We start from the raw sequence: 26,110 nt of genomic DNA on the forward strand, positions 1-26,110 counted from the left end.
CGCACCTCAGCTCCGGTTTCTCTCGCCTCATGTCCGCCATTACCACAGACCTGCCCGCCCTCGCCCAATCGATCAAGGATTGGGGCCGCGAGCTGGGCTTTCAGCAAGTCGGCATCAGCGGCCTCGATCTGGCCGAGCATGAGCAGCACCTGGAGCGCTGGCTCGCCGCCGGCTACCACGGCGAAATGGATTACATGGGCGCCCATGGCAGCAAACGCTCGCATCCGGATGAACTGGTGCCGGGCACGTTGCGCGTGGTGTCCCTGCGCATGGACTACCTGCCAGGCGACACCGAAATGGCCAAACGTCTGGCCGAACCGGAAAAAGCATACGTGTCGCGTTATGCCTTGGGCCGCGATTACCACAAATTGATCCGTAAACGTGTTCAACAATTGGCCGACAGGATTCAAGCCGAGATCGGTCCGTTCGGTTTTCGCGCGTTCGTCGACAGCGCCCCGGTGCTGGAAAAAGCCATCGCCGAACAGGCCGGGCTGGGCTGGATCGGTAAAAACACCCTGGTGTTGAACCGCAAGGCCGGCAGCTACTTCTTTCTCAGCGAACTGTTCGTCGACCTGCCGCTGCCGGTGGATGAACCGCACAGCACCGAACATTGCGGCCGCTGTACGGCGTGCCTGGATATCTGCCCGACCAACGCCTTCGTCGGCCCCTATGTGCTGGACGCGCGGCGCTGCATCTCCTACCTGACCATCGAGCTGAAAAATGCGATTCCCGAAGACCTGCGTCCGCTGATCGGCAACCGAGTATTCGGCTGTGATGACTGCCAGATCGTCTGCCCATGGAACCGCTTCGCCCGGCCGACCGGGGAAAGCGACTTCAAGCCACGGCACAATCTGGACAACGCCGAACTGGCCGAACTGTTCCTGTGGGACGAGGACAAGTTTCTCAGCAGCACCGAAGGTTCCCCGCTGCGCCGCGCCGGTTATGAGCGCTGGTTGCGCAATCTGGCGGTAGGGCTGGGAAATGCGCCGTCGAGCATTCCGGTGCTGGAAGCCTTGAAGGCGCGCCGTGACTACCCTTCAGAGCTGGTACGCGAACATGTCGAGTGGGCGCTGAAACAACATGCCGAGCGTCAAGGCGCGTCGTTATAGACGAACTTGGGCATTTCCCAATGAAACCGGATCGCCAGCAGACGCAATAGAAAGCCGCCGAACAGAGTGATCAAAATCGCCTGCTCACTCGGCACATTGAGATACAGGCACAGCATGTAGCACCACGCCGCCGCGAACGACACGCTGGCGTAGAGCTCACGGCGGAAGATCAGCGGGATGTCGTTGCAGAAGATATCGCGCAGAATGCCGCCGAACACGCCGGTAATTACCCCGCTGACCGAAGCCACCAGCATGCCGTGGCCCATTTCCAGAGCCGTCATGCAGCCGATCAGGGTGAACGCCACCAGGCCGACGGCGTCGAGCACCAGAAACAATGAACGCAAATGCCGCATCCAGCGCGCGGTGAAGACGGTGAGCATTGCCGCCGCCGATGTCAGCACCAGGTATTCAGGGTGTTTGACCCAGGTCAGCGGGTAATGCCCGAGCAACACATCGCGCACCGACCCGCCGCCCAACGCCGTGACGCAGGCGATCAGCACCACGCCAAACCAGTCCATGCCTCGCCGTCCGGCAGACAGGGCGCCAGTCATGGCTTCAGCGGTAATGGCGATCAGATAGAGCATCAGCAGCATGGTGGCGATCCTGGCAGGAAGGCGCGCAGTCTAGCCATTTCAGCGCCGCACCAGAAGGGCGCGCGCTCCGGGATGCATTTCTGACTTGAATCTTACGCGACTCTGACGCCCTCTTCGCGAGCAAGCCCGCTCCCACAGGGGGAACGCATTCCAAATTGTGGGGGCGGGCATGCTCGCGAAGACGTCAGGGCAGACACCCCTCAATCAGAACTTGATGAAATGCTTGCGGTAGTGCTGCAGTTCGGCGATGGATTCGCGAATGTCGTCCAGCGCCAGGTGGGTGCTGCCCTTCTTGAAGCTGTCGCGCACGTCCGGTGCCCAGCGTGCGGCCAGCTCCTTGAGCGTGGAGACATCAAGGTTGCGGTAGAGGAAGTAGCTTTCCAGCGCTTTCATGTGGGTATAAAGGAAGCGACGATCCTGGCAGATGCTGTTGCCGCAGATCGGCGACTTGCCCTTCGGCACCCACTGTTCCAGGAAGGCGATGGTTTCGGCTTCAGCTTCGGCCATGCTGACACGACTGTCGCGCACGCGCTGGGTCAGGCCGGAGTTGCCGTGGGTGCGGGTGTTCCACTCGTCCATGCGCGCGAGCACTTCGTCGCTGTGGTGGATGGCGATCACCGGGCCTTCGGCCAGCGTATTGAGGTCACTGTCGGTGACGATAGTGGCCATTTCGATGATGACGTCGTTATCCGGATCAAGACCGGTCATTTCCAGGTCGATCCAGATCAAGTTCTGCGGGTTTTGCATATTTGGGCTCCTAGGCAATGCTGCGCAGTTTAGCCTAGGCCGGGGCCGGGGCGTGCTAAACTCGCGGCCGTTTTACCTAATCGCTGCATTCTTCAGACGGAACACCCATGGCCAAACGCCAACTCAATCGTCGTCAAAACTGGCGCATCGAAAAGATTCAAGGCGAGCGCGCCGCACGCGCCGCCAAACGCGAGTCCTCGGCTGTCGAAGCCCTGGAGGGCGGCGACCTCGGCCCTGAGCAACACGGTCTGGTCATCGCTCACTTCGGTGTGCAGGTCGAGGTTGAAGCCAAGGACGGCGAACTCGCCGGCCAAGTGTTCCGCTGTCACTTGCGCGCCAACCTGCCAGCACTGGTGACCGGTGATCAGGTTGTCTGGCGCGCCGGCAACCAGGGCATCGGTGTGATCGTCGCGCAATTGCCGCGCACCACCGAACTGTGCCGTCCGGACAGCCGCGGCCAGCTCAAGCCTGTGGCCGCCAACGTTGACATGATCGTCATCGTCTTCGCCCCGCTGCCCGAGCCGCATGCCAACCTGATCGACCGCTACCTTGTAGCCGCCGAACACGCCGGCATCCGTCCGCTGTTGCTGCTGAACAAATTCGACCTGATCGACGAGCAGAACGCCCCGGCGCTCAACGCCCTGCTGGCGGTCTACCGCACGCTCGGTTATCCGGTGCTGGAAGTGTCGGCGCACCACGGTGACGGCATGGAGCAACTGCAAAAGCAGCTCGACGGACGCATCAGCGTGTTCGTCGGCCAGTCCGGTGTCGGCAAATCGTCGCTGGTCAACAGCTTGCTGCCTGAGGTTGAAACCCGCGTCGGGCCGTTGTCCGAACTGTCCGGCCAGGGCACGCACACGACGACGACCGCACGGCTGTTCCACTTCCCCGGCGGCGGTGAGCTGATCGACTCCCCGGGCATCCGCGAATTCGGCCTCGGCCACGTCAGCCGCGCCGACGTCGAAGCCGGTTTCATCGAATTCAACGACCTGCTCGGCACCTGCCGTTTCCGCGACTGCAAGCACGATCGCGAACCGGGTTGCGCACTGCTCAAGGCCCTGGAAGATGGCCGTGTGCAGCAGCAACGGATGAACAGCTACCGCTCGATCATCGCCAGTCTGCCTGAAAACGGCTATTAAACAGCCAAGCCGGCAGCGCCTGTCTCAGGTGCTGCCGGTTGTCGGATCGGCCCTTACAAATCCCCTGTTTTTTTAAACATCAGATTTTTCTGTAAGGCCTGCGCACCCCTGCTTGCAGGATATTTCTCTTTTGCCGCGCACATCTTGTAGGCATCGCGCAGATGCCTACATTCGGTTCCTCCTTCGCACGTTCGCGACCTCCGAGGAACCCCATGCAAACCTATCATTTGTTCATCAGCCATTCGTGGAACTACTCCCACGCCCACGACAATCTGGTGCGCAACGCCGCACATGCCGAGTGTGCGTGGAACACCAACAGCATCGTCAGCGCCATTCGCCTGCATACGGCGGTGTAATCATGCGCAAGGGACTGTTTATCGGGATCAACGACTACAAACACATCTCGCGCTTGAGCGGGTGCAGCAATGACGCCATGGCCATGGCGTCCGTACTGAAAACCGACGCCAATGGCGACCCCAACTTCAAGAACGTGGTGCTGACGTCCGCCGAGGATCACTTGAGCAGGGAGAAACTCGAAGACCAGATTCGCGAACTGTTTTCCGGCGACTGCAACGTCGCGCTGCTGTACTTCGCCGGGCATGGCGGCTTCGACACTGACAATGATGAAGGCATGCTGCTGCCTCAGGATTTCCGTAACCCCAAGGACGGCATCCGCATCAGCGACATCCTCAACTGGGCCGCCAAAGCGACCAAGATAAAGAACAAGGTGATCATCCTCGACTGCTGCCAAAGCGGCGCGGCCGGCGAGGTGCGCGCCTTGCGCAGTGAAAGCAGCGTGGTCGGCGAAGGCATGACAATCCTGACCGCGTGCAAAAAGGAAGAGCCGGCCATGGAGGGCGCGCAACACGGTGTATTCACCGGGCTGCTGTTGCAGGCGTTGCATGGTGGCGCAGCCAATATTCTCGGCAAGATTACCCCCGGCAGTCTTTATTCCTTCGTCGACAACGCACTCGACGCCTGGGAGCAGCGCCCTGTGTTCAAGACCAATGTTTCGCAGTTCATTTCCCTACGCGAAGTCTCGCCGCTGATCCCCAAGGAAATTCTGCGCAAACTGCCGGAATGGTTTGCCGAAGCCGAGTCAACATTCCCGCTCGATCCCAGCTACGAACCCACCGAATCCTCCTTTAACCCGGAACACGGCGAAGTCTTCGCTCAACTGCAAAAGTGCAACCGCCACAGCCTGATCGAACCGGTGAACGCCGAACACATGTATTACGCAGCCATCAACTCCACCGGCTGCCGCCTCACCGCCCTCGGCGCCTACTACCGCGAACTCGCTATCAAAGGACACTTCTGATGCCAGTCTTTATCAGCTACCGCCACATGGATCGCGCCCACGCCATGGCCATCAACACCCGCCTGATGCAGGCCAACATCAAGACCTACCTCGACGTGCTGGACCCCGAATCGCAGACCACCGACGACATCACCGGCGTCATCACCCGCAACATCACCGAATGCACGCACCTGCTGGCGGTGGTCTCGGAGAAAACCGCGTTGTCGTGGTGGGTGCCGTTTGAAATCGGTGAAGCGACGATCAGCAATCGACGGATCTGTTCGTTCAAGACCGGGCCGGCGGAGTTGCCGTTGTATCTGGACAAGTGGCCGAAGTTGAGCACGGACAGTGATCTGAATTTCTTCATCGATGCGTATCGTGAGGAGGTGTCGAACAAACGCTCAATGGCGCTGGGTTCGAGTAATGAATCCTTTAGCGGCACTTACAAACGCAACGCCGAGATTTTCCATGAACAACTGAAAAACCGTATTCGGCGCGGGTTCTGAAACTTCGTCAGACATAAAAAAAGCCGCGATCATCTCGCGGCTTTTTTGTGGATCACTACTTCGGCGCGGGGGCCGGGGCAGTGGCCGGAGGAGCTGTCGGCGCCGGCGGCGCACTGCCCGGCGCGGCCGGTTTGGGCACCGCGTCATCGAACAGGTTCAGCCGTTCACGCAGCTCATGTGCCGGTACCGGTTGCTGATCCGCCGGCAGTGCGTTCGGGTCGACCGGCGTTGCCGGCGCAGCACCGTTCTGACTTTCATCGGCCGGCTTCGACGGATCGGCGCCTTGCGAACCTTCGATGGCGGCTTGAGCCTTCTTGGTCAGCACCACAATGTCGATGCGGCGGTTGACCGGGTTGAACGGGGTTTCCTTGTCAAACAGTGCCGACGAGGCGTAGCCCACGACCCGCGCCACTTGCGCATCCGGATAGCTGCCGGCAATCAAGGCACGGCGGGCAGCGTTGGCACGGTTGGCCGAAAGCTCCCAGTTACCGTAATCACCGGTGCCGATATAGGGCTTGGCATCGGTGTGGCCGCTGATGCTGATCTTGTTCGGCACCGCTTTGATGGTGTCGGCCATGGCCAGCAGAATGTCTTCGAAGTACGGCTTCAGACGCGCAGAACCGGAGTCGAACATCGGCCGGTTCTCGGCGTCCATGATCTGGATGCGCAAGCCGTTCGGCGTGATTTCGAAGAGGATCTGGTCCTTGAATTTCTGCAGTTGCGGATTCTCGTCGACCTTGTTCTGCAATTCTTGCAGGAGCAGTTCCAGACGTTCCTTCTCGACCTGCTCGGCCATGCCTTCGACCTGTTCGGTGTCGACGGTAACCTTGTCCGGTTGTGGCTGGGATTTCACCTCAGGGTTGAGGGTATTTTCCGGCGCCAGGGTCGGCGTACCGCCCAAGTCGATAATGTACGGCGTGCCGCTTTCGGAGAAGCCGACCGGGTCTTTGAAATAGCCGGCGATGGCGATCTTCTGCTCAGGCGTTGCGGTGGACAGCAGCCACAGCACCAGGAAGAACGCCATCATCGCCGTGGCGAAGTCGGCGAAGGCGATTTTCCACGCCCCGCCGTGATGCCCGCCGGCTATGCGCTTGACGCGCTTGATGATAATCGGCTGATTATTTTCCATGTCTTAGCGACCGCGAACGGCTTGTTCCAGCTCGGCAAAGCTTGGACGGTGAGCCGGGTACAGCACTTTGCGACCAAACTCCACCGCCAGCGATGGCGGCATGCCGGAAGCCGAAGCCACCAGCGAGGCCTTGATGGCTTCGTAGACGTTCAGCTCTTCTTTGGCATCGTGGGCCAGGGAATGCGCCAATGGGCCGAAGAAACCGTAGGCTGCGAGAATACCAAAGAAGGTACCGACCAGTGCCGCACCGACGTGCAGACCGATGGACTTCTGATCGCCTTCACCCAAGGACGCCATGGTCACCACGATACCCAGTACCGCCGCGACGATACCGAAACCGGGCATGGCGTCGGCAATGCCGTTCACCGCATGGGATGGATGCTCGAGGTCTTCTTTCAGGCTGTACAGCTCCATGTCGAACAAGCCTTCCAGCTCGTGCGGCGCCATGTTGCCGGAGGACATGATGCGCAGGTAATCACAGATAAACGCGGTCATGCGTTCATCTTTAAGCACCGCCGGGTACTTGGCGAAGATCGGGCTCGCGGCGGCATCTTCGATGTCGCCCTCGATGGCCATCATGCCTTCGCGGCGGCTCTTGTTGAGGATCTCGTAGATCAGCCCCAGCACTTCCAGATAGAACGTGTGGCTGAAACGCGAACTGAACATGCTCAGGGATTTCTTGAGCACGTGCATCGTCATATAGCTGGGGTTGGCCTGGAGGAAAGCGCCCAGTGCCGCACCACCGATGATCAACACCTCGAAGGGCTGGATCAGGGCGGCAATCTTGCCGTGGGAGAGCACGTATCCGCCGAGCACGCTCGCGAATACGACGATGATGCCGATAATTTTAGCCATAGGTAGAAAGTACTTATTTAAGTCGGGTTCAAGGTCATATTCGGAAGTTAAAAAATCTCTTCTTCTACTTATCGGCAAAACTGCGCCAGACTATAGCCAGTTCAGGCGAAAAGCCAATTTAGCCCATGCCGGGCGCGTCTACAGTCAGTGAAGATCTCGTCCAGACATGGCTAATGAAACGAACGTCCCACACGCACAACCGACCACACTCGAGGGCTGGATCAAGCTGCTCGACAGCGTCCGCCTGCCCGTGCCGCAAGAGGCTCACGACAAGGTTTGTCGGGCGATCCGTGACAACCGCAGTTCCCTGCGCGACATCGCCGACCTGATGCAGGACAGCCCGGCGCTGGCCTTGAGCATCATTCGTGAGGCAAATCGTCACACCCACGGCACCATGGCCACGCCGGCCGAGAATCTGGAAGTCGCGATCAACCGCCTGGGCCTGGCCCGCACCGAAGAGCTACTGGCGCGCCTGCCGGCCCAACCGCAGATGCAGATCCCCAAGGCCCTGCGCCAACTGCAAATGATCAGCCAGCACGCCACGCAACAGGCCAACGGTTTTTTCGCCAGTCGCCTGGCGCGGCTGTGGCAGGACATTCATTGGGGCAGTTTGCTGTTTCTTTCGCCGCTGTGGCCGTTGGCGCTGACTTACCCACAACTGCTTGAAGAGTGGGAACTGCGGGTTATCCACAAGGGCGAATCGGCGCGCACCGTCGAAAAGCAATTGTTCGGCGTGCGCCTGCTGAAAATCGCCGAGGCGCTGGTGCAAGTCTGGCACCTGCCGATCTGGGTGCAGCAAGGCTATAAATTGTTGCTCAGCGAGCAGCGCGAACTGGTGAAAGTGCTGCGCATCGCCCGCGACAGCGAACATCCATTGCGCCAGCAAAACCGCCTCGACGATGACCCGACCCTGCGCCGCTGGCTCAATCAGCCGGCCAATACCGTGTTGCTGGCCAATGGGCTGGCGCTGTCGGCGCAACAGGCGTGGGACAGTCCACACAGTGAACGCTGGCAGTACCTGACCAGCCTTTATCTGCAGATTTCCATGGACGAAGTGCAGCAACAGTTGCACCAGCAAGCCGCCAACAGTGCGCGCCAGCATGCGATGCCTGACTTGTGGCACCCGGCGGTTTCATTGCTGTGGCCGTGGGGCACCCTTCGTTTACCGGCCGGAATGCTGCCGGCCGCGGCACCGAATGCAGAGGATTTGACCCAGTGGCGCCGGCAGTGCGCCGAACTGCTGGCCGAACCCAGTCGCTTCACCAATGCCATGAGCCTGACCGTTGCCGCCCGCGATGCGCTGGTCGCCAGCGGCCTGCGCCGGGGGATGATTCTGATGGCCGACCGCACGCAGTCCAATCTGCGTGTGCATCAAACTTTTGGTTTACCGAAAGAAGCGGCGGCGCTGAACTTTGTCGTCAGTCAGAGCAAAGTCCTGCAACGGCTGCTCGCGCAGCAGGCGCAGGTGCGGATCACCCCGGAAAACAACGCGCAATTCTCCGCGCTGCTACCGCCGAGCCTGAGAACGTTGTTCCGTGGCGAGCATCTGTTCCTGCGCTCATTGGTCAACAATGGCCGGGTGATCATGATCGTCGTCGCCGATCAGGGCGGCGGCCCCTTCGCCGACATCACTGTGCAAGCCTTCGGCAAAACCGCGCAGTGCATCGAAAAAGCCCTGCACAGCTTTAGCAGCCGTGGCCGATGAGGCTGCGCTACAATCCCCCCCTTTGTGCTCTGGAGACCTCACATGTCTGACTTCTCTGGCTTGCCGCTCGTTATCGAACCGAGCGACCTGCTCCCTCGGCTCGAGTCCAGCGAACTGATTCTGGTGGACCTGACCAGTACCGCCCGCTATACCGAGGGTCATTTGCCCGGGGCGCGGTTTGTCGACCCCAAGCGCACCCAGCTCGGCCAGCCGCCGGCACCGGGGCTGCTGCCGGCGAAAGCCGATCTGGAAGCGTTGTTCGGGGAACTCGGCCATCGCAAAGACGCGGTCTACGTGGTCTATGACGATGAGGGCGGTGGCTGGGCCGGGCGCTTCATCTGGCTGCTCGACGTGATTGGTCACGACAAGTACCACTATGTCGACGGCGGTCTGCCGGCGTGGCTGGCCGATGGCATGCCGATGTCGATCCAGGTGCCGCCGGCAGCCGGTGGCCCGGTGCCGTTGACGCTGCACGATGAACCGACCGCCACCCGCGAATACCTGCAAAGCCGTCTCGGCGCCGCCGATCTGGCGATCTGGGATGCGCGCGGGCCGCTGGAATATTGCGCCGAGAAAGTGCTGGCAGCCAAGGGCGGGCATATTCCCGGTGCGGTCAATTTCGAATGGACGGCAGGTATGGACAAGGCGCGTAACCTGCGCATCCGCACGGACATGCCGCAGATCCTCGAAGACCTCGGGATCACCAAGGACAAAGAAATCATTACCCACTGCCAGACCCATCACCGGTCGGGCTTCACTTATCTGCTGGCCAAATCCCTCGGTTATCCGCGGGTCAAGGGCTACGCTGGTTCCTGGGGCGAGTGGGGCAATCACCCTGACACGCCTGTCGAGATTTAAGGTTTTTAAGGACAACTAATGAAAGAGCGTCTGTTTATCCTCAGCCAGTACCTGCTGCCTCACCACTTGCTGTCGCGCCTGGCCGGCTGCATCGCCGAGTGTCGTGTGCGCTGGTTCAAGAATGCCTTCACCCAGTGGTTCGCCAAGCGTTATCAGGTGGACATGTCGCAAGCGCTGGTTGAAGACCTGACCGCTTACGAGCACTTCAACGCCTTCTTCACCCGCGCCCTGAAAGACGGCGCACGTCCGCTGGACGAAACCCCGGGCGCGATCCTCAGCCCGGCCGACGGTGCGGTCAGCCAGCTCGGCCCGATCGAACACGGTCGCGTGTTCCAGGCCAAGGGGCACAGCTTCAGCGTGCTGGAACTGTTAGGTGGCGACGCGGCGAATGCTGCACCGTTCATGGGTGGCGACTTCGCGACTATTTACCTGTCGCCGAAGGATTACCACCGCGTGCACATGCCGCTGGCCGGTACCCTGCGCGAAATGGTCTACATCCCGGGCCGGATCTTCTCGGTCAACCAGACCACGGCTGAAAACGTTCCGGAACTGTTCGCCCGCAACGAGCGTGTGGCGTGCATTTTCGACACTGAACGCGGCCCGATGGCCGTGGTGCTGGTCGGCGCGATGATCGTCGCTTCGATCGAAACCGTGTGGGCCGGTCTGGTCACGCCGCCGAAGCGCGAACTGAAAACCTTCCGCTACGACGAAGCCGCCCGTGCGCCGATTCATCTGGAAAAAGGCGCGGAGCTGGGTCGCTTCAAGCTGGGTTCGACGGCGATCGTGCTGTTTGGCCCGGATCAAGTGAAGTGGGCGCAAGAACTGGTGGCGGGTTCGCCAGTGCAAATGGGTCAGGCCCTGGCCCTGCCGACTGCCTGAGTCGGCTGATCCGCCCTTTCACACGTCTGTGAAGGGGCGGACACGACCTGGGAGGCGCCGTTACTCTATCTGCCCACGGAAGCCAATCGGCCCTTCGTTGGCGTAGGTATTGGTGCCACTGAGGTTTTTCCCTCCGTCACTGGACGTGACGCTCAACGCGACAACGTTCTGATTGTCCCGACCACCGATCACCCACTTGCCGCCCGGATGCCATGGGGCATCATTGCCACCCCACTGGTTCTCGACGTTGTATTGATTCTGACCGGTGCGCTGCGCTTTGAAGCCAATGGGACCTTCCCCGGCATAGGTCATGGTGCCGGTGAAACTTTTGCCGTCATCGTGCGACTTGATCTCGATAGCGACGACATTCTGGTTGTCCCGCCCGCCCAGCACCCAGGTTCCACCCGGATGCCACGGTGCAGAACTGCCACCCCATTGATTTGCCACTGCATATTTAGACATGAACCTCATCTCCTTGAAGTTTCGGGAGACCTGCCCGAGGTTGACGGCAGGCCGTGCAACCGTGCGTTTCCGATCGCACGAGTGAGAGACTAGTAGGGCTTGTTGAATGGCATCCAGCCAGCAGACCAGCGGTCAAAAAGTCTGACGCCACACGGCGAAACAGACCACAACTGCTAGAGTTCTGGGAGTTGTCTATTTCGCCGCTGGAGCCCGTCACGGCATGAGTGAGTCACGCCCCCAATCCTCCCTGCGTGCGCCGATCCCGACGCAGTCGCGGCTGTCGTTCTGCGAAGCCTCCCCGCGCGACCTCAAACGCTGGATCGCCGGCCTGCCCAAGGCCAACATCGGCGAAACCGCCCGCCAGTTGTACCAAGGCCTGGGCGAGCTCAACCAACTGCTCACCCCCAGCGACAATCGCCTGCAACTGCTGGAGCTGATGCGGCCCGAGGTTTATTTCGTCTGCCAGCATCTGGAGCGACACTTTCTGCATCAGGCGATCATGCTCGATGAGCGTTCGCGCAAGATCAGTAACTTGTGTCAGGCACTGCAGAGCCATCTGGCCATCGGCTACAAGCAGATCGTCTTGCGGATTGCATCCAAGTACAGCAAGGATCGCGCGACGCTGGTCAGTCAGGCCCTGCAACGCGCGGCCCACGCGCTCAAAGGCCAATTGGTACGCGCCACGCAGTTGTACAGTTCGCCGCCGGAACAGCTGTGGTTCGAGTTGCATCAGCTGTATCGCATCGCTGGTCAATTGCAGCTGCAACAGCGGCGGGTGCGCGACGATCTCGCCAGCCTGACCAACGAGTTGAGCCTTGAACAGACTTACCTCGCAGCCCTGCTGCTGGGCAGTGCCCGCTGCAATCAACTGCGCCAGAACCAGATCGCCCGGCTCGCCGAAGTGCTGGATCCATGGAGCGGATTACTCAAACTCCATCCTGGCAGCACCGACGACGGCTTGTTTGCGATCAGCGCCGAACTCGATGCCGGGCCGCGCTACCGCAACATGTTTCGCAGCGAGCAAAAGGCCGGATTGCTTGGGTTCAATCCGCAGCCATTGGTGAATGTCATCGAAGCGCATTTGCTGCGCAAGGACACCTCCACACAGCTGCCAGTCCCGTCCGGAATGAGCTTCGATACCTTGCAACACTTGCACGCAACTTGGGGCCAAGCCGCCGAGCGCAGCTTTCAGCGCACTGTGGGTCAGGGCCACCTGACCGTGTGCGTGGGCATGAGCGCCCTGCACTTCTATCTCGGTGGCGAACGCAGCTTCAGCGAAATGCTCAAGCACCCGGGCGCCCGCGCGGCGAACTTCAGCAGCGCTGTGGCCCAAGGGGAGAGGGACAGCTGGAGCCAGGCATTCGACGCCGCGCCGCAGAGCAAGGCGGATGAGTTTCTGCCTTACGAAGAAATCCAGTACGACCAACTGATCGAGGACGAAAACAGCACGGACAACACGCCACACTATCCGACTTACGCGTTGCCGGTTATCAATCACAGCCCCGGTGGTTATTGCCTGGGCTGGCCCACAGAGGTGCCCGCCGAGTTGCAGGCCGGCGAAATGCTCGGCATTCAAGACAGTGCAAGTCAGGGCTGGAGCATCGCGGTGATTCGCTGGATTCGTCAGGTGCGTGGCGCCGGCACGCAGATGGGCATCGAACTGGTGGCGCCGCATGCGCAGCCTTGCGGCCTGCAACTGGTGCGTTCGCGAGACGATCACAGTCACTATTTACGCGGATTGCTGCTGCCTGAGATCAGCGCGATCGACTTACCCGCGACTTTGCTGGCGCCGCGACTGCCGTTTCAGGAAGGCAATAAGGTGCTGATCAACACCCTCGGCGAGGAGCACCGCGCCGGGCTGGATCGGCGGGTGGCGAGTACACACAGTTTCAATCAGTTTGCCTATCGCTCGCTGGAGGCCGCGCAGAATGGCGGGAGCGAGGAGGATTTTGATTCGTTGTGGAAGTCGCTATAGACCGAGGCGCTACCTTCGCGAGCAGGCTCGCTCCCACATTGAAATGCATTTCAAATGTGGGAGCGAGCCTGCTCGCGAAGAGGCCAGTCAGGCGATAAAGATCTCAGAGCTGTCCATCACGATCACGGAAACCCAGCAGATACAGCACGCCATCCAGACCCAACGTGGAAATCGCCTGCTTCGCCGACTGTTTGACCAGCGGCTTGGCGCGGAACGCCACGCCCAGCCCGGCAATCGCCAGCATCGGCAAATCATTCGCACCGTCGCCCACCGCAATGGTCTGCTCCAGACGCAAACCTTCCTTGTGCGCCAGCTCTTTCAACAGATCAGCCTTGCGCTGCGCATCGACAATCGGCTCGATCGCAACGCCAGTGCACTTGCCGTCGACCACTTCCAGCTCGTTGGCGAACACGTAATCAATGCCTAGCCTGGCTTGCAACTGCTTGGCGAAATAAGTGAAGCCGCCGGACAGGATCGCGGTCTTGTAGCCCAGACGCTTGAGTTCAGCGAACAGGGTTTCAGCACCTTCGGTCAAACGCAGCGACGCGCCGATGGAATCAAGCACGCTGACGTCCAGGCCTTTAAGCAGCGCCAGACGTTCCTTGAAAGAGGCCCGGAAATCCAGTTCGCCAGCCATCGCCCGTTCGGTGATCGCCGAAACCTGCTCACCAACGCCGGCAGCCTTGGCCAGTTCATCGATGACTTCAGCCTCGATTAGCGTCGAGTCCATGTCGAACACCGCCAGACGACGGTTGCGCCGGAACAGCGAATCTTCCTGGAAGGCGATGTCGACATTCAGTTCTTGGGCAACGGCGAGGAATTCGGCACGCAGCGCTTGCGGATCAGCCGCTTCGCCACGCACGGAGAACTCGATGCAGCCCTTGCCCTTGTCCGCTGGCGTGTCCAACGGCATGCGACCCGACAGACGGTCGATATGGTCGATGTTCAGGCCGTATTTGGCGGTGATCGAACTGACCGACTGCAACTGGCCGGCCGTTACTTTGCGGGTCAGCAGGGTGACGATATGACGTTTTTTGCCCTGATTGCCCACCCACTGCTGGTAATCCTCTTCGGACACCGGGGTGAAGCGCACCTGCTGATCGAGCTCGTAGCCCTTGAACAGGATGTCCTTGAGCACGGACTTGCCTTGCTCGGAGTCGGGAATTTCCACCAGGATGCCGAACGACAGGGTGTCGTGGATCACCGCTTGCCCGATGTCGAGAATGTTCACACCACCTTGTGCCAGAACGCCGGTAATGGCTGCCGTCAGACCCGGACGGTCGACACCCGTGATGTTAATCAGGACGATTTCGCGCAACGCGCACCCCCGCAACTGGAAAAAAAACGCATTCTACCCACTTTCAGTGACCATCGGGCACCGTGAGCGCTTTGCCGGTCTAGGGCCTGTCGCTATACTGCGCGTCAACTTCACGGACAAAAGAGCCGAGCTCAGTGAACCGGCCCACGCCAGTTAAAACCGATAACTTCTTCCTGCTGATCTTCCGTGCACTGCGCCACCGCCGTGTACCGATTGCATTGCGCATTGCCAGCCATAACGTGATCCTGGTCGCTCTGGCGCTGGTGATCTATGCCGGCGTGATGGGCTTGCAATTCAAGCAGGCCATGCACGAGCAGGCCGATGCGCTGGGCGAAAGCCTGACCACGCAGACCGCCACGTCCGCCACGGAGCTGTTGGTGTCCAACGACATCCTCAGCCTCAACGTGCTGCTCAACAACCTGACCAAGAACAAACTGGTGGCCCACGCGGCGATCTATAGCGTGGATAACCGCATCCTCGCCGAATCCGGTCAGCGCCCCAAGCACAGCCTGTTGGGCGAGGCCGAGGGCATGTACGAGAGCAAGATCACGTTCCAGGACGTGACTGCCGGACAACTGCGCATCAGTCTGGACATGGATCAGTTCCAGCAGCCGATGACCATCAGCCTGCAGAGCATGGGCATCTTGAGTGCGATTCTGTTGGCGCTATCGCTGGCCTTGAGCCTGCGCATGGGCCGCTACCTGTCGACGCCGCTGCTGCAATTGCGTGTCTGGCTGCGCCGGATTGACGAGCACACACCGGGCATTGAGCGTCAGGATGAAATCGGCGATCTGGCCCGTCAGCTGCACGCCAATTACGCGCCTGAACCTGCGCCTGAACCGGAACCCGAGTTCGAAGACGAGGAAGACGAGCCCGAATTCGAAGTGCGCAACCTGCGTGATCCGAGCTTTGACGAAACCCGCCCAATGGCCGCGCAGAAGCCTGCACCACGCCACCTGGTCAGCACCGTCGAAGACGATGACGACGATGACGCGTTCGCCGATCTGCGCGACGAGTCGCTGAGTGAAACCGCGCAACCGGTGGTTCGCCGAGCCACACCAAGCGTGCCGCAACACACGGCCGTGCTAGCGGTACAGCTGGGTTCGCAGGAGCAACTGCGCCGTCTGCCACGTGCGCGTCTGGAGGAGTTGCAGGAACGCTATCGCGATTGCCTGGATCAGGCCGCTTCGCTGTATCAGGGCGAAATCGAAACCCTGAACGATGGCAGCACGCTGATGCTGTTCCACACCGAAGACTGCGGCGACGACTACCTGACCAACGCGATCTGCTGCGGCGAACTGCTGCGGGCGCTGGGCCATCAGTTGCAGATTGAAGTCGCCGACAGCGGCATCACCCTGCAATTGCAGCTGGGCCTGACCCTTGGCGATGAGTTGTTCGGCCTGAGCCAGATTGATCTGCTGCTGACCGATTCGGCTCAGGATGCCTTGGCCTTGTCGCAGCACAGCCGCAATCTGCTGCTGGTCGAGCGCAAGATCAGCGATGACGCGCTGATCCGTCAGCGTGCGCGGATTCGGCCGATTGCCAGCCCTGAAGGGGCGTGCTGCGTGGAGCGGTTGATGGAGCCTTATCCATCGATGCTGGAGCGGCAACTGGCGCGGATGCATGAGCGTCGGGCGTAAGCCTTAGCCTAGATGCACAGAAGCCCGCAGACGAGCGATTGTCTGCGGGCTTTTTTGTGGCGTGCTGAAAAGATCGTTGCCTTCGGCAGCTACAGTGAATCGTCGTACCCCCCCTGTATCTTGTGGCGTCTGTTCTGGCCTCTTCGCGGGCAAGCCCGCTCCCACAGGGATTTGCGGCGCTCACACGACTCGTGCAGCACTCCATGAACCTGTGGGAGCGGGCTTGCTCGCGAAGGCGCCAGCGCTGGCGACAAGGATCTACAGCCCCAGACACAACAAAGCCCGCACAAGGCGGGCTTTGTCTTGACTCAAACCAGACTCAGAAGCGGAACACTTCCATATCCGTGCGAATCGGTGAGGCCATCGGGATCTTCGGCTGCTTCTCGGCTTCCGCCGCCGGCGCCGGCGCCGCCGGCGCCGGCGCCGCCGGCTTCGGTGCCGCTTTACGCGGCGCTTCGGCGACCGGAGGCTGATTGGCCAACGGCTTGAGCGCTACCGACAGCTGCTCGGCCAGACGCTGCAACAAAATCCCCTGTGCTTTAACCTGCGAAGCCGTACTACCGGCATGCAGCTCCTGCAGATGCACGATGCGGTTATCGCGCACCCGACCACGACGGTCGATCAAGCGCCATTGCGCATCAAGAATCGCCGGCTGTTTTTCGCCAGAGTCCAGACGCGTGATGGTCAGTAATACCTGCACATCCGGGGTAAACCCGCCCGTGGCTGGCGACAGCACGACACGTTGGCTGTCGAGATGACCGGCGACCTGACGCATCAGCAACTGATCGATATCCGACGAAAGGCTGCCCGCCCAACGACCATCGGTCGCCGCTTGCAGGCTACCGTCGGGTTGACGTTGCAGCAAGGTTTCACGTTGCAGGTAATCGGCCAACACAACCGGACCCAACAAAACCGCCATGCCCGCGCTTTGCGCAGGCTGAACCGGACTTCCGCTGTCCAGCTGATACAGCGACACCGGCTGGTGAACGCTGCAACCCGCCAGGCCCAAAACGCCGGCGAGCAGGAAAATAAGGGGGCGCAGAGCAGTCATCATCCCGTCCAAGTGGCCGCCACAAGGCTGACCACAGTGAAAATACTCAATAAATATGAAGAACGCTCGGCCACGCCGGCGCTTGAAAGGCCATATCATCCGTGAATATGCGTTCCGACTCCAGCGCCAAAGCGTCGATCTACGCGTTAAATCGTGGATCGACGCCTCTAGGACGCCTAATTGAGGTTTTCGACGAGCAGCGCATCCACTCTCTGGAAGCCCCTTGGAAGCTTGTTGCCGCGCCGCCCACGCTCACCTTTGTAGTGTTCGAGGTCGTCGGCCTTCAGCGACAAGGTACGTTTTCCGGCCTGCAACACCAACGTGGCGCCTTCCGGAAGTACGGCGATGTCCGTGACATATTCTTCGCGACTGGCCACACGCTCACCGGAAATACCGATGATCTTGTTGCCTTTGCCCTTCCCTAATTGTGGCAGATCGCTGATTTTGAAGATCAGCAGGCGACCTTCGGTCGTGACCGAGGCCAGCCAGTTCTGCTCACGATCGGCCACTGGACGCGGGGCGATAACCTTGGCGTTGTTCGGCAGGCTCAACAGGGCCTTACCCGCCTTGTTCTTGGCTTGCAGGTCTTCGCCTTTGACCACGAAGCCGTAACCGGCGTCGGAAGCGATCACGTACAACGCGTCGTCTTCCGGCATCAGCACGCATTCGAACGATGCGCCCGGTGGCGGCGTCAGACGGCCGGTCAACGGTTCACCCTGGCCACGCGCCGAGGGCAGCGTATGCGCGGCGACCGAATAGCTGCGGCCGGTGGAGTCAATCACCACGGCAGACTGGTTGGAACGCCCCGCCGCCGAGGTTTTGAAGCCGTCGCCGGCCTTGTACGACAGGCCCGTGGCGTCGATATCGTGCCCTTTGGCGGAACGTATCCAGCCTTTTTCCGACAGTACGACAGTCACTTTTTCGTTCGGCAGCAGATCGTGTTCGGTCAGCGCCTTGGCTTCGGCGCGCTCGACGATTGGCGAGCGGCGGTCGTCGCCATAGGTTTCGGCGTCTTTGATCAGCTCGGTGCGCACCAGTTTCTTCAGCTTGGCTTCGCTACCCAGCAGGGCTTGCAGCTTGGCTTGTTCCTTGAGCAGTTCGTCCTGCTCGTCGCGCAGCTTCATCTCTTCCAGTCGCGCCAACTGACGCAGACGAGTATCGAGAATGTAGTCGGCCTGAATCTCGCTGAGGGCGAAACGCTCGATCAGCTTGGCTTTCGGGTGTTCCTCGGTGCGGATGATGTGGATCACTTCATCGAGGTTGAGGTAGGCGATCAGCAAACCGTCCAACAGGTGCAGGCGACGCTCGACTTTGTCGAGGCGGAATTGCAGGCGCCGACGCACAGTCAGCACGCGGAATTCCAGCCATTCAACGAGCAACGCGCGCAGGTTTTTCAGCTGTGGTTTGCCGTCCAGACCGATGATGTTGACGTTGACCCGGTAAGTCGACTCCAGCTCGGTACTGGCGAACAGGTGCTGCATCAGCGCTTCGTGATCGACGCGGCTGTTGACCGGGATGATCACGATGCGGCATGGGTTTTCGTGGTCGGATTCGTCACGCAGGTCGGCGATCTGCGGGGCTTTCGACGGCTTGGCCTGCATCAGTGCGGCGATCTGCTCCAGCACTTTGGCCCCGGAGACCTGGTGCGGCAGCGCGGTGACGATGATGTCGCCATCCTCGACGTGGTACACGGCGCGCATGCGCACCGAGCCCTTGCCGGTTTCGTACATTTTCAGCAGGTCGGCGCGCGGCGTGATGATTTCCGCTTCGGTCGGATAGTCCGGGCCCTGAATGTGCTCGCAGAGCTGTTCAACGGTGGCCTTCGGCTCATCGAGCAGGCGCACGCAAGCGGTGGCGACTTCGCGCAGGTTGTGCGGCGGTACGTCGGTGGCCATGCCCACGGCGATACCGGTGGTGCCGTTGAGCAGAATGTTCGGCAGGCGCGCCGGCAACACCAGCGGCTCCTGCAGGGTGCCGTCGAAGTTCGGACCCCAGTCGGCCGTGCCCTGGCCCAGTTCGCTGAGCAGCACTTCGGAATAACGCGACAGGCGTGCTTCGGTGTAACGCATGGCGGCGAAGGACTTGGGATCGTCCGGCGCACCCCAGTTACCCTGGCCATCGACCAGCGTGTAGCGATAGCTGAATGGCTGGGCCATCAGCACCATCGCTTCGTAACAGGCCGAATCGCCGTGCGGGTGGAACTTACCGAGCACGTCACCGACGGTACGCGCCGATTTCTTGTGCTTGGAATCAGCGTCCAGCCCTAGTTCGCTCATGGCGTAGACGATACGCCGCTGTACCGGTTTCAGGCCGTCGCCGATATGCGGCAGAGCACGGTCCATGATCACGTACATGGAGTAATTGAGGTAGGCACTTTCGGTGAAGTCAGCCAGCGAGCGGCGTTCTACACCGTCCAGGCTAAGATCAAGGGGGTTGCTCATGCAGGCCTCATCGGTTCGTTGTCTGGCGCAGCAGCATGGTGCCACCGCGCTGAGTAAATTCAAGTTTGTTCAGGGCGCTCATGCCAAGCAGCACCTGATCGCCATGCAACCCCGGCGCCACCAGTGCGCGGACATCCCGCAGCACGATGTCGCCCAGCTGCAGGCGGGCAATTTTTGTCCGGTAGCCTTGGCTCAGGCCATTGGCCGTGCTCAGAGTCACACCGAAACCTTCTTCGAGCTTCAAACGCTTGGCCAGATCTGCCGGGATCGCGACGTCGGTCGCGCCGGTGTCGAGCATGAACTCCACCGGCTCACCGTTGATCTGGCCGCTGGCGACAAAATGCCCCTGGGCATTGCTCGCCAGCTTCACTTCAATAAAGCCTTCGCCCTGTTCCGAACTGACGACGACGTTCGGATTCTGCTGGCGCTGTTCCCACTGGCCGAAAAACCGCGTGGCCAGAAACAGCGCCGCGCACCACGCCACAATCATCAGCACACGCCCGGCGCGTTTGCCCGGCGGGTGCTGGCTCATGGTTTGGCGCTCCATCCACCTTCAGGTGCGGCGAAACGCCAGACGATCGGGCGTTTTTCGCCGTCGGCACGGGCACCGTCGTTGTTGTCGAGGCCGATCCAGGCACCGTCGGCGTCCACCACCAGCGCTTCCGCCAGACCAAAGGCCTGCGAGTAACGTCGCAGCGGCTGCAAGGCTTCCTCGGCGAACGACCAGCAACGCTCGACCTTGGCCGTCACCGCATCGCGGCGGCAGAGTTGGTACGCGTTGCGCTCCAGCGTGAACAGTTTGCCGTTGAACAACGACAGGTCGGCGAAGTCGCGCGTCACCACCCGGGCTTTGGGAAACTGCGGCGGCTGCATCTCCACCCCGGCTTCGCTAAGCAGCACACAGCCGCCATCGCAATCCCAGACCGTTTGCTGGCGCTTGATTTTCAGCAGCCCACGCCGTTCGCGCTCGGCGGCCAGCCATATTTCATCGCCCGCCGGGTTGATCGTCAGGCCTTCGAACAAAGCGTTGAAGTTCAGCAGCATGCCGCTGGCCCGTGCTTCACGAACCAGCATCGGCGAAATTTTCAGCCACGACGCAGTGCCTTCCGGCGACACCTGTAACACGGCTGCATGGGCTTCGCTGACGATGTAGCGATTGCCGGCGTTGTCGCAGGTGATACCTTCGAAATCCAGATCGCCGCCACGAACGAACGATGCCGCCCAGGTGCGCATTCTCAACCCCCAAGGCAATCCGCTGTCTGGCAACGATGGCACGTCGACACGCACGGTTTCAGCCTGCCAGACCTGATCGGCGGTATTGAGACGGTAGATCTGGTCATCGTCCCGGTCAGAGACCGTCCACAAATCCTTACCGCACACCGCCAGCCCAGACAGGTTACCGCCGCGTAGGCCGTCAACCGGATGCTCGGCCAGTAACTTCAGTTCCGGTACAGGCTCCGCCGACACCGTCATCGCACTCAGTAGCAACGCACTCGCCAATACCCAACCGAACCGCATCAAGCCAGCACCTCGGCGAGGTTGCCTTTGGATTCGAGCCAGGTCTTGCGGTCGCCGGCGCGTTTCTTCGCCAGCAACATGTCCATCATTTCCGAGGTTTCGGCAAAATCTTCGCCCAGCGTCAGTTGCACCAGACGTCGGGTGTTCGGGTCCATGGTGGTTTCACGCAGCTGCGGCGGGTTCATTTCACCCAGACCTTTGAATCGGGTGACCTGCGGCTTGCCGCGTTTCTTCTCGGCCACCAGACGATCGAGAATGCCATCGCGCTCGGCTTCGTCGAGGGCGTAGTAAATCTCTTTGCCCAAGTCGATGCGGTACAGTGGCGGCATCGCGACGTAGACGTGACCGGCATCCACCAGCGGGCGGAAATGCTGGACGAACAGCGCGCAGAGCAGTGTCGCAATGTGCAGCCCGTCGGAGTCGGCGTCGGCGAGGATGCAGATCTTGCCGTAGCGCAACTGGCTCATGTCGGCCGCGCCCGGATCGACACCGATGGCCACGGCAATGTTGTGCACTTCCTGACTGGCCAACACTTCGCTGCCGTCGACTTCCCAGGTGTTGAGGATCTTGCCGCGCAACGGCAGGATCGCCTGGAATTCCTTGTCCCGCGCTTGTTTGGCGGAACCGCCGGCGGAATCACCTTCGACCAGAAACAGTTCGGAACGCATCGGGTCCTGCCCGGCGCAGTCGGCCAGTTTGCCCGGCAGTGCCGGCCCCTGGGTGACGCGTTTGCGCTCGACTTTCTTGCTCGCCTTGAGGCGACGGCCGGCGTTATTGATCGCCAGCTCCGCCAGCGCCAGACCGGTTTCCGGGTTGGCATTGAGCCACAGGCTGAAAGCGTCTTTGACCACGCCGGAAACGAATGCCGCCGCTTCACGGGACGACAGACGCTCTTTGGTCTGGCCGGAGAATTGCGGCTCCTGCATTTTCATCGACAGGACGAAGGCGATACGTTCCCAGACGTCTTCCGGCGCCAGCTTCACGCCGCGTGGCAGCAGGCTGCGGAATTCGCAGAATTCGCGCATGGCGTCGAGCAAGCCCTGACGCAAACCGTTGACGTGGGTGCCGCCCTGCGCCGTCGGAATCAGGTTGACGTAGCTTTCCTGCACCGCGTCGCCACCTTCCGGCAGCCACAGCAGCGCCCAGTCGACCGCTTCTTTGTTACCGGCGAAAGCACCGCAGAACGGCTCGTCCGGCAGGCGCTCGAATTCGCTGACTGCGTCGACCAGATAAGAGCGCAGGCCGTCTTCGTAATGCCATTCGACTTTCTCGCCGGTGCCTTTGTCTTCGAAACTGACCAGCAGCCCCGGGCACAGCACAGCCTTGGCCTTGAGCACGTGCTTGAGGCGACTGATGGAGAATTTTGGCGAATCGAAATACTTCGGATCCGGCGCGAAATACACGCTGGTGCCGGTGTTGCGCTTGCCGACCGTGCCGACGATTTCCAGCTCAGAGGCTTTAAAGCCGTCGTTGAAGGTCATCTGGTATTCGTTGCCGTCACGCTTTACACGCACCCGGACTTCGGTCGACAAGGCGTTGACCACAGAAATACCCACCCCGTGCAGACCGCCGGAGAACTGGTAGTTCTTGTTGGAAAACTTGCCGCCCGCATGGAGCTTGGTGAGGATCAGTTCGACGCCTGAAACACCCTCTTCCGGGTGAATGTCGACCGGCATGCCACGGCCGTCATCGCTGACTTCCAGGGAATGGTCGGCGTGCAGGATGACCTGCACCGATTTGGCGTGGCCAGCCAAGGCTTCGTCGACACTGTTGTCGATGACTTCCTGGGCCAGGTGGTTCGGCCGACTGGTGTCGGTGTACATGCCGGGGCGTTTGCGCACCGGGTCGAGGCCCGAGAGGACTTCGATGGCGTCGGCGTTATAAGAGCTAGCGCTGGGAGTGGCCATAGGGTCTCGTCGTCAGTCATTCATGAAATAGGGGCAAGACTTCACAGTGCGGTGAAATCGATTGCCTGATACACATCGGCGCCAATGCCGGCAAAACTCAACAACGCCGGCAATTGCCCGGTAAAACCTTGAAAACTGTGGTCGCCGCCGGCCTGAATGCGCAAGGCACAGGCCCGGTAATACTGCTGGGCGAGGCGATAGTCCAGTGTTTCATCGCCGGTCTGCAACCAGACCTGATAACGCTGCGCGTCCTGGGGCGCCGGCACTTCCAGCTCGGCCAAGGCCGTTACGTGGTCGTGGGTCAATTCCCAGGTTTCATCGGTGTACAGGTTTTTCTGCGTGCCCAGATAACCGTCGAACATCCGATGCGGACTGACGGCCGGGTTGACCAGCAGGGCTTTCAGGCCATGGCGGTCGGCCAGGTGAGTCGCATAGTAGCCGCCGAGTGAGCTTCCCACCAGCAGCGGTCGGCCCAGCTCGGCAATCGCCTGCTCCAACTGACCGATGGCTTCACGCGGACGATGATGCAGGGCCGGGACACGCAATTGATCGCTCAAGCCCAGCCGCTCCATCACCGCGACCAGCTGACAGGCCTTTTTCGAGGCCGGGGCGCTGTTGAAACCGTGGATATAGAGGATCGAACCGGACATTTGAGCTCCCTGAGTGTCGGCGAAAGATAGCGGAGTTTACAGGGAGTCAGGGAGATCGTGGGTGTTTGTAAGGACGCCTTCGCGAGCAAGCCCGCTCCCACTTTGGAATGCGTCCCCCTGTGGGAGCGGGCTTGCTCGCGAAGAGGCCCGATGGGGCTCAGTAACCGTCAGAACCGTAATCAACGGTAAAAGCAAAACCGGTAACCCGCTCCACGCCAGTTTCCAACCGCCCATCCGGCAACAGCCGCAACCAGCGATACCCGGGCGCCTGTTCGCCGACCTTGAAGTCTTCACTGTTTGGCTCGAACTGAATGCAGGTCGACGGCGATGCCATCAACCGCACGCCATTGCGTTCGCGATCAATCTCCTGATGCACATGGCCCCACAACACCGCGCGAGCCTGTGGAAAACGATCCAGCACTTCGAAAAACGCTTCTGGATTGCGCAGGCCGATCGGCGCCATCCACCCGCACCCGATCGGCACCGGATGATGGTGAAAGCACACCAGATGATGACGCTCCGGTGCTTCGCTCAGCGAACGCGCCAGCAGTTGCAGTTGATCGTCCTGCAAATACCCCGGCACCGAACCCGGCACCGCCGAGTCGAGCAAGGTCACGCGCCAATTGCCGACATCGACTACTGACTCCAGCAGCGCACTCTGCACCGCCGCTTGCGCCATGATCTGCGGTTCGTCGTGATTGCCGGGAATCCAGCGCGCCGGTGCATCGATCTGCGCGGTCATTTGGCGAAACAGTTGATAAGACTCAAGAGTGCCGTCTTGGGAAATATCGCCGGTAGCCAGAATCAGATCGATCCTCGGTTGTTGCTCCTGCACCCGCTCGATGACTTTTTGCAGGCTCTGGCGGGTGTTCATGCCCAGCAGTGTGCCGTCCGCCTCGGCGAACAAATGGCTGTCGGACAACTGCACCAGCAATGCCGGATCGGCGGTGGTCAACGTGGATACGCTCGGCAAGGCGTTCTCCCAAGGCAAAAGCACGGAATCGTTCAAGTGCCGCAATTATGCTGGGGGATCACTGAAAGGGGAAACCTGCGAACCGGACGCAGTTCACAACTAGCGTACGACTTCGTACTCGTGCCCCAGCGCCAGACAATGACTCAGCCATTCCCCCAGGAACAGATTGAGCTGAGCTTTTTCATCGGGCTGATGCATCGCGGCGTTCGGGTAAGGATAGATGCCACGAAAGCGTCGTGCATGTTCGGCGCTGATCACCTCGGCCATGCGCGCGTCGTGATAGACCTGCACTTCCAGTTGCGGCACCGGCAGCCACGGCAGACTGTGTTCCTGACGCACTTGCAAGGTGGTGGTGTACGGGCAGGTTTGCAGCACTTCGAGGGCCAGCACGCCGAGCATCTGCTCGCCTTGGGTCACGGCGATGCGCCGCGCCTCAGGCTCGTTACGCATGTCCGGCAACAGTCGCATCAGGCGCGCGTAGTTGGCCTCGCAGGCAGCTTGCAGCCCCACGAGGTCGACTCGATAACGATCGCGCAGCTTGTTTACGACCATAGCCCCCTCACTTCGGCGCGGTTAAGCGCCAGCCACTGCAAAGCGATGATGCTTGCCGCATTGGCAATGCGTCCGTCACGGACGGCCTGCAAGGCATCTTCGAAGGCCCAGACCGTAACGCGGATATCTTCGGCCTCTTCTTCAAGGCCATGCAAACCGCCGACGCCATCAGTGCTGCAACGCCCCAGATACAAATGCACGAATTCGTTGCTGCCACCCGGCGACGGGAAATATTTGGTCATCGGCCACAGGGCCTTGATGTCCAGCCCAGCTTCCTCCTGCGCCTCGCGGTGAGCAACTTCTTCCGGCTGCTCATCCTTGTCGATCAGACCGGCGACCAGTTCCACCAGCCACGGGTTATCGGTCTTGCCCATGGCGCCGACGCGAAACTGCTCGATCAGCACCACTTCATCGCGCTGCGGATCGTAGGGCAGCATGCACACCGCGTCGTGGCGCACGAAGACTTCACGGTTGATTTCGCGACTCATGCCGCCGGCGAACAGCTCATGGCGCAGGTGCAGACGGTCGAGCTTGTAAAAGCCCTCGTAGCATCGTTCGCGTCGCACGATCTCGACGGTGGTTGGCGTGGCGTTGGCAAAGTCAGTCATGAGCATCCTCGGTTACTGCAAATCCATTACGAGGTTCCATTGTGTTACTTGCAACCTCGACTTCGCGCCATCCTAACGCGCCCGCACCGTCTGATGCAGCCCCTTTACCGTCAGCGGGATGGACGGTGAAGGCGAAACCCACTCTAATTAGCTTAGTGGCGAACTGACCGCTTCCGCGAGAGTCGAAGCGATATCTTT

25 protein-coding genes are annotated in these 26,110 nt (G+C 60.7%); 10 read left to right on the forward strand and 15 right to left on the reverse strand.

Features of this window, described 5'->3' with window-relative positions; genetic code table 11:
- The first annotated feature begins 29 nt into the window (after positions 1–29).
- The gene (queG, locus tag CKW18_RS02720) at positions 30–1,109 is read left to right on the forward strand and encodes a tRNA epoxyqueuosine(34) reductase QueG (RefSeq protein WP_095187338.1); all 1,080 of its coding nucleotides are present in this window, start codon (positions 30–32) and stop codon (positions 1,107–1,109) included.
- Here the strand turns inward: queG and CKW18_RS02725 are convergent.
- Together CKW18_RS02725 and orn are read right to left on the reverse strand one after the other, a co-directional pair.
- Positions 1,091–1,702: a trimeric intracellular cation channel family protein gene (locus tag CKW18_RS02725; protein WP_003221099.1), complete on the reverse strand. Its 612-nt coding sequence runs from the start codon at positions 1,700–1,702 to the stop codon at positions 1,091–1,093. The genes queG and CKW18_RS02725 overlap by 19 nt on opposite strands.
- 204 nt (positions 1,703–1,906) lie before the next feature.
- A complete protein-coding gene (gene orn / locus CKW18_RS02730; RefSeq protein ID WP_095187339.1) occupies positions 1,907–2,449 on the reverse strand; it encodes an oligoribonuclease in 543 nt (180 codons plus the stop codon).
- Positions 2,450–2,556: 107 nt separating this feature from the next.
- On the opposite strand from orn, the gene rsgA reads away from it, so the two are divergent.
- From rsgA to CKW18_RS02745, 4 genes are all read left to right on the forward strand, one after another.
- The gene (gene rsgA / locus CKW18_RS02735) at positions 2,557–3,588 is read left to right on the forward strand and encodes a small ribosomal subunit biogenesis GTPase RsgA (protein WP_095187340.1); all 1,032 of its coding nucleotides are present in this window, start codon (positions 2,557–2,559) and stop codon (positions 3,586–3,588) included.
- Positions 3,589–3,800: 212 nt separating this feature from the next.
- On the forward strand, positions 3,801–3,944 hold the full coding sequence (locus tag CKW18_RS30500) for a hypothetical protein (protein WP_167394874.1): 144 nt from the start codon (positions 3,801–3,803) through the stop codon (positions 3,942–3,944).
- A 2-nt stretch (positions 3,945–3,946) separates the two neighbouring features.
- The gene (locus CKW18_RS02740) at positions 3,947–4,906 is read left to right on the forward strand and encodes a caspase family protein (RefSeq protein ID WP_095187341.1); all 960 of its coding nucleotides are present in this window, start codon (positions 3,947–3,949) and stop codon (positions 4,904–4,906) included.
- Positions 4,906–5,391, forward strand: coding sequence for a toll/interleukin-1 receptor domain-containing protein (locus CKW18_RS02745; RefSeq protein ID WP_095187342.1), 486 nt, complete (start codon positions 4,906–4,908; stop codon positions 5,389–5,391). Before CKW18_RS02740 ends, CKW18_RS02745 begins: the two co-directional genes overlap by 1 nt.
- Before the next feature lie 55 nt (positions 5,392–5,446).
- On the opposite strand, the gene motB is transcribed toward CKW18_RS02745, so the two are convergent.
- Entirely contained in the window at positions 5,447–6,520 is a 1,074-nt protein-coding gene (gene motB / locus CKW18_RS02750) for a flagellar motor protein MotB (RefSeq protein ID WP_095187343.1), read from the reverse strand.
- A gap of 3 nt (positions 6,521–6,523) precedes the next feature.
- Positions 6,524–7,375 carry a flagellar motor stator protein MotA gene (gene motA / locus CKW18_RS02755; protein WP_095187344.1) on the reverse strand — a complete coding sequence of 284 codons (852 nt, stop codon included), beginning with the start codon at positions 7,373–7,375 and terminating at the stop codon, positions 6,524–6,526.
- Between the two features lie 166 nt (positions 7,376–7,541).
- On the opposite strand from motA, the gene CKW18_RS02760 reads away from it, so the two are divergent.
- The 3 genes from CKW18_RS02760 to asd are packed head-to-tail and all read left to right on the forward strand — an operon-like array spanning position 7,542 to position 10,817.
- The gene (locus CKW18_RS02760; RefSeq protein ID WP_095187345.1) at positions 7,542–9,080 is read left to right on the forward strand and encodes an HDOD domain-containing protein; all 1,539 of its coding nucleotides are present in this window, start codon (positions 7,542–7,544) and stop codon (positions 9,078–9,080) included.
- Between the two features lie 42 nt (positions 9,081–9,122).
- Positions 9,123–9,938 (forward strand): thiosulfate sulfurtransferase, encoded by an 816-nt coding sequence (gene rhdA / locus CKW18_RS02765; RefSeq protein WP_095187346.1) that lies wholly within the window; start codon positions 9,123–9,125, stop codon positions 9,936–9,938.
- An 18-nt stretch (positions 9,939–9,956) separates the two neighbouring features.
- Positions 9,957–10,817 carry an archaetidylserine decarboxylase gene (gene asd, locus CKW18_RS02770; RefSeq protein WP_095187347.1) on the forward strand — a complete coding sequence of 287 codons (861 nt, stop codon included), beginning with the start codon at positions 9,957–9,959 and terminating at the stop codon, positions 10,815–10,817.
- Between the two features lie 60 nt (positions 10,818–10,877).
- Here the strand turns inward: asd and CKW18_RS02775 are convergent, their stop codons facing one another.
- A complete protein-coding gene (locus CKW18_RS02775; protein ID WP_095187348.1) occupies positions 10,878–11,279 on the reverse strand; it encodes a lectin OAA in 402 nt (133 codons plus the stop codon).
- A gap of 220 nt (positions 11,280–11,499) precedes the next feature.
- Between CKW18_RS02775 and CKW18_RS02780 the strand changes: the two genes are divergently transcribed.
- Positions 11,500–13,254: a molecular chaperone gene (locus tag CKW18_RS02780; RefSeq protein ID WP_095187349.1), complete on the forward strand. Its 1,755-nt coding sequence runs from the start codon at positions 11,500–11,502 to the stop codon at positions 13,252–13,254.
- 103 nt (positions 13,255–13,357) lie between these two features.
- Here the strand turns inward: CKW18_RS02780 and serB are convergent, their stop codons facing one another.
- Positions 13,358–14,572, reverse strand: a complete 1,215-nt coding sequence (gene serB, locus CKW18_RS02785) for a phosphoserine phosphatase SerB (protein ID WP_095187350.1) — start codon at positions 14,570–14,572, stop codon at positions 13,358–13,360.
- Between the two features lie 134 nt (positions 14,573–14,706).
- Here serB and CKW18_RS02790 point away from each other — a divergent pair, with 134 nt between their 5' ends.
- Entirely contained in the window at positions 14,707–16,212 is a 1,506-nt protein-coding gene (locus tag CKW18_RS02790) for an AhpA/YtjB family protein (RefSeq protein ID WP_095187351.1), read from the forward strand.
- Positions 16,213–16,531: 319 nt separating this feature from the next.
- Here CKW18_RS02790 and CKW18_RS02795 read toward each other — a convergent pair whose 3' ends face one another.
- The 9 genes from CKW18_RS02795 to CKW18_RS02835 all read right to left on the reverse strand — a co-directional run bounded on the left by CKW18_RS02795 (position 16,532) and on the right by CKW18_RS02835 (position 25,912).
- Positions 16,532–17,263 carry a membrane integrity-associated transporter subunit PqiC gene (locus tag CKW18_RS02795; RefSeq protein ID WP_095187352.1) on the reverse strand — a complete coding sequence of 244 codons (732 nt, stop codon included), beginning with the start codon at positions 17,261–17,263 and terminating at the stop codon, positions 16,532–16,534.
- 176 nt (positions 17,264–17,439) lie between these two features.
- Entirely contained in the window at positions 17,440–19,704 is a 2,265-nt protein-coding gene (gene parC, locus CKW18_RS02800) for a DNA topoisomerase IV subunit A (protein ID WP_095187353.1), read from the reverse strand.
- Between the two features lie 7 nt (positions 19,705–19,711).
- Positions 19,712–20,236, reverse strand: a complete 525-nt coding sequence (locus CKW18_RS02805) for a TIGR02281 family clan AA aspartic protease (protein ID WP_095187354.1) — start codon at positions 20,234–20,236, stop codon at positions 19,712–19,714.
- On the reverse strand, positions 20,233–21,222 hold the full coding sequence (locus CKW18_RS02810; RefSeq protein WP_095187355.1) for an esterase-like activity of phytase family protein: 990 nt from the start codon (positions 21,220–21,222) through the stop codon (positions 20,233–20,235). The genes CKW18_RS02805 and CKW18_RS02810 overlap by 4 nt, the downstream gene beginning before the upstream one ends.
- Positions 21,222–23,129: a DNA topoisomerase IV subunit B gene (parE, locus tag CKW18_RS02815; protein WP_095047278.1), complete on the reverse strand. Its 1,908-nt coding sequence runs from the start codon at positions 23,127–23,129 to the stop codon at positions 21,222–21,224. The genes CKW18_RS02810 and parE overlap by 1 nt, the downstream gene beginning before the upstream one ends.
- 41 nt (positions 23,130–23,170) lie before the next feature.
- Positions 23,171–23,779, reverse strand: coding sequence for a YqiA/YcfP family alpha/beta fold hydrolase (locus CKW18_RS02820; protein WP_095187356.1), 609 nt, complete (start codon positions 23,777–23,779; stop codon positions 23,171–23,173).
- 157 nt (positions 23,780–23,936) lie between these two features.
- Positions 23,937–24,752, reverse strand: a complete 816-nt coding sequence (cpdA, locus tag CKW18_RS02825; RefSeq protein ID WP_095187478.1) for a 3',5'-cyclic-AMP phosphodiesterase — start codon at positions 24,750–24,752, stop codon at positions 23,937–23,939.
- A 99-nt stretch (positions 24,753–24,851) separates the two neighbouring features.
- On the reverse strand, positions 24,852–25,304 hold the full coding sequence (locus CKW18_RS02830) for a DUF1249 domain-containing protein (protein WP_095187357.1): 453 nt from the start codon (positions 25,302–25,304) through the stop codon (positions 24,852–24,854).
- Positions 25,295–25,912 (reverse strand): NUDIX domain-containing protein, encoded by a 618-nt coding sequence (locus CKW18_RS02835; protein WP_095187479.1) that lies wholly within the window; start codon positions 25,910–25,912, stop codon positions 25,295–25,297. The genes CKW18_RS02830 and CKW18_RS02835 overlap by 10 nt, the downstream gene beginning before the upstream one ends.
- Positions 25,913–26,110: the final 198 nt, after the last annotated feature.

Origin of the sequence: Pseudomonas sp. Irchel 3E19 (assembly GCF_900187585.1) — a bacterium.
Taxonomy (GTDB): domain Bacteria; phylum Pseudomonadota; class Gammaproteobacteria; order Pseudomonadales; family Pseudomonadaceae; genus Aquipseudomonas; species Aquipseudomonas baetica.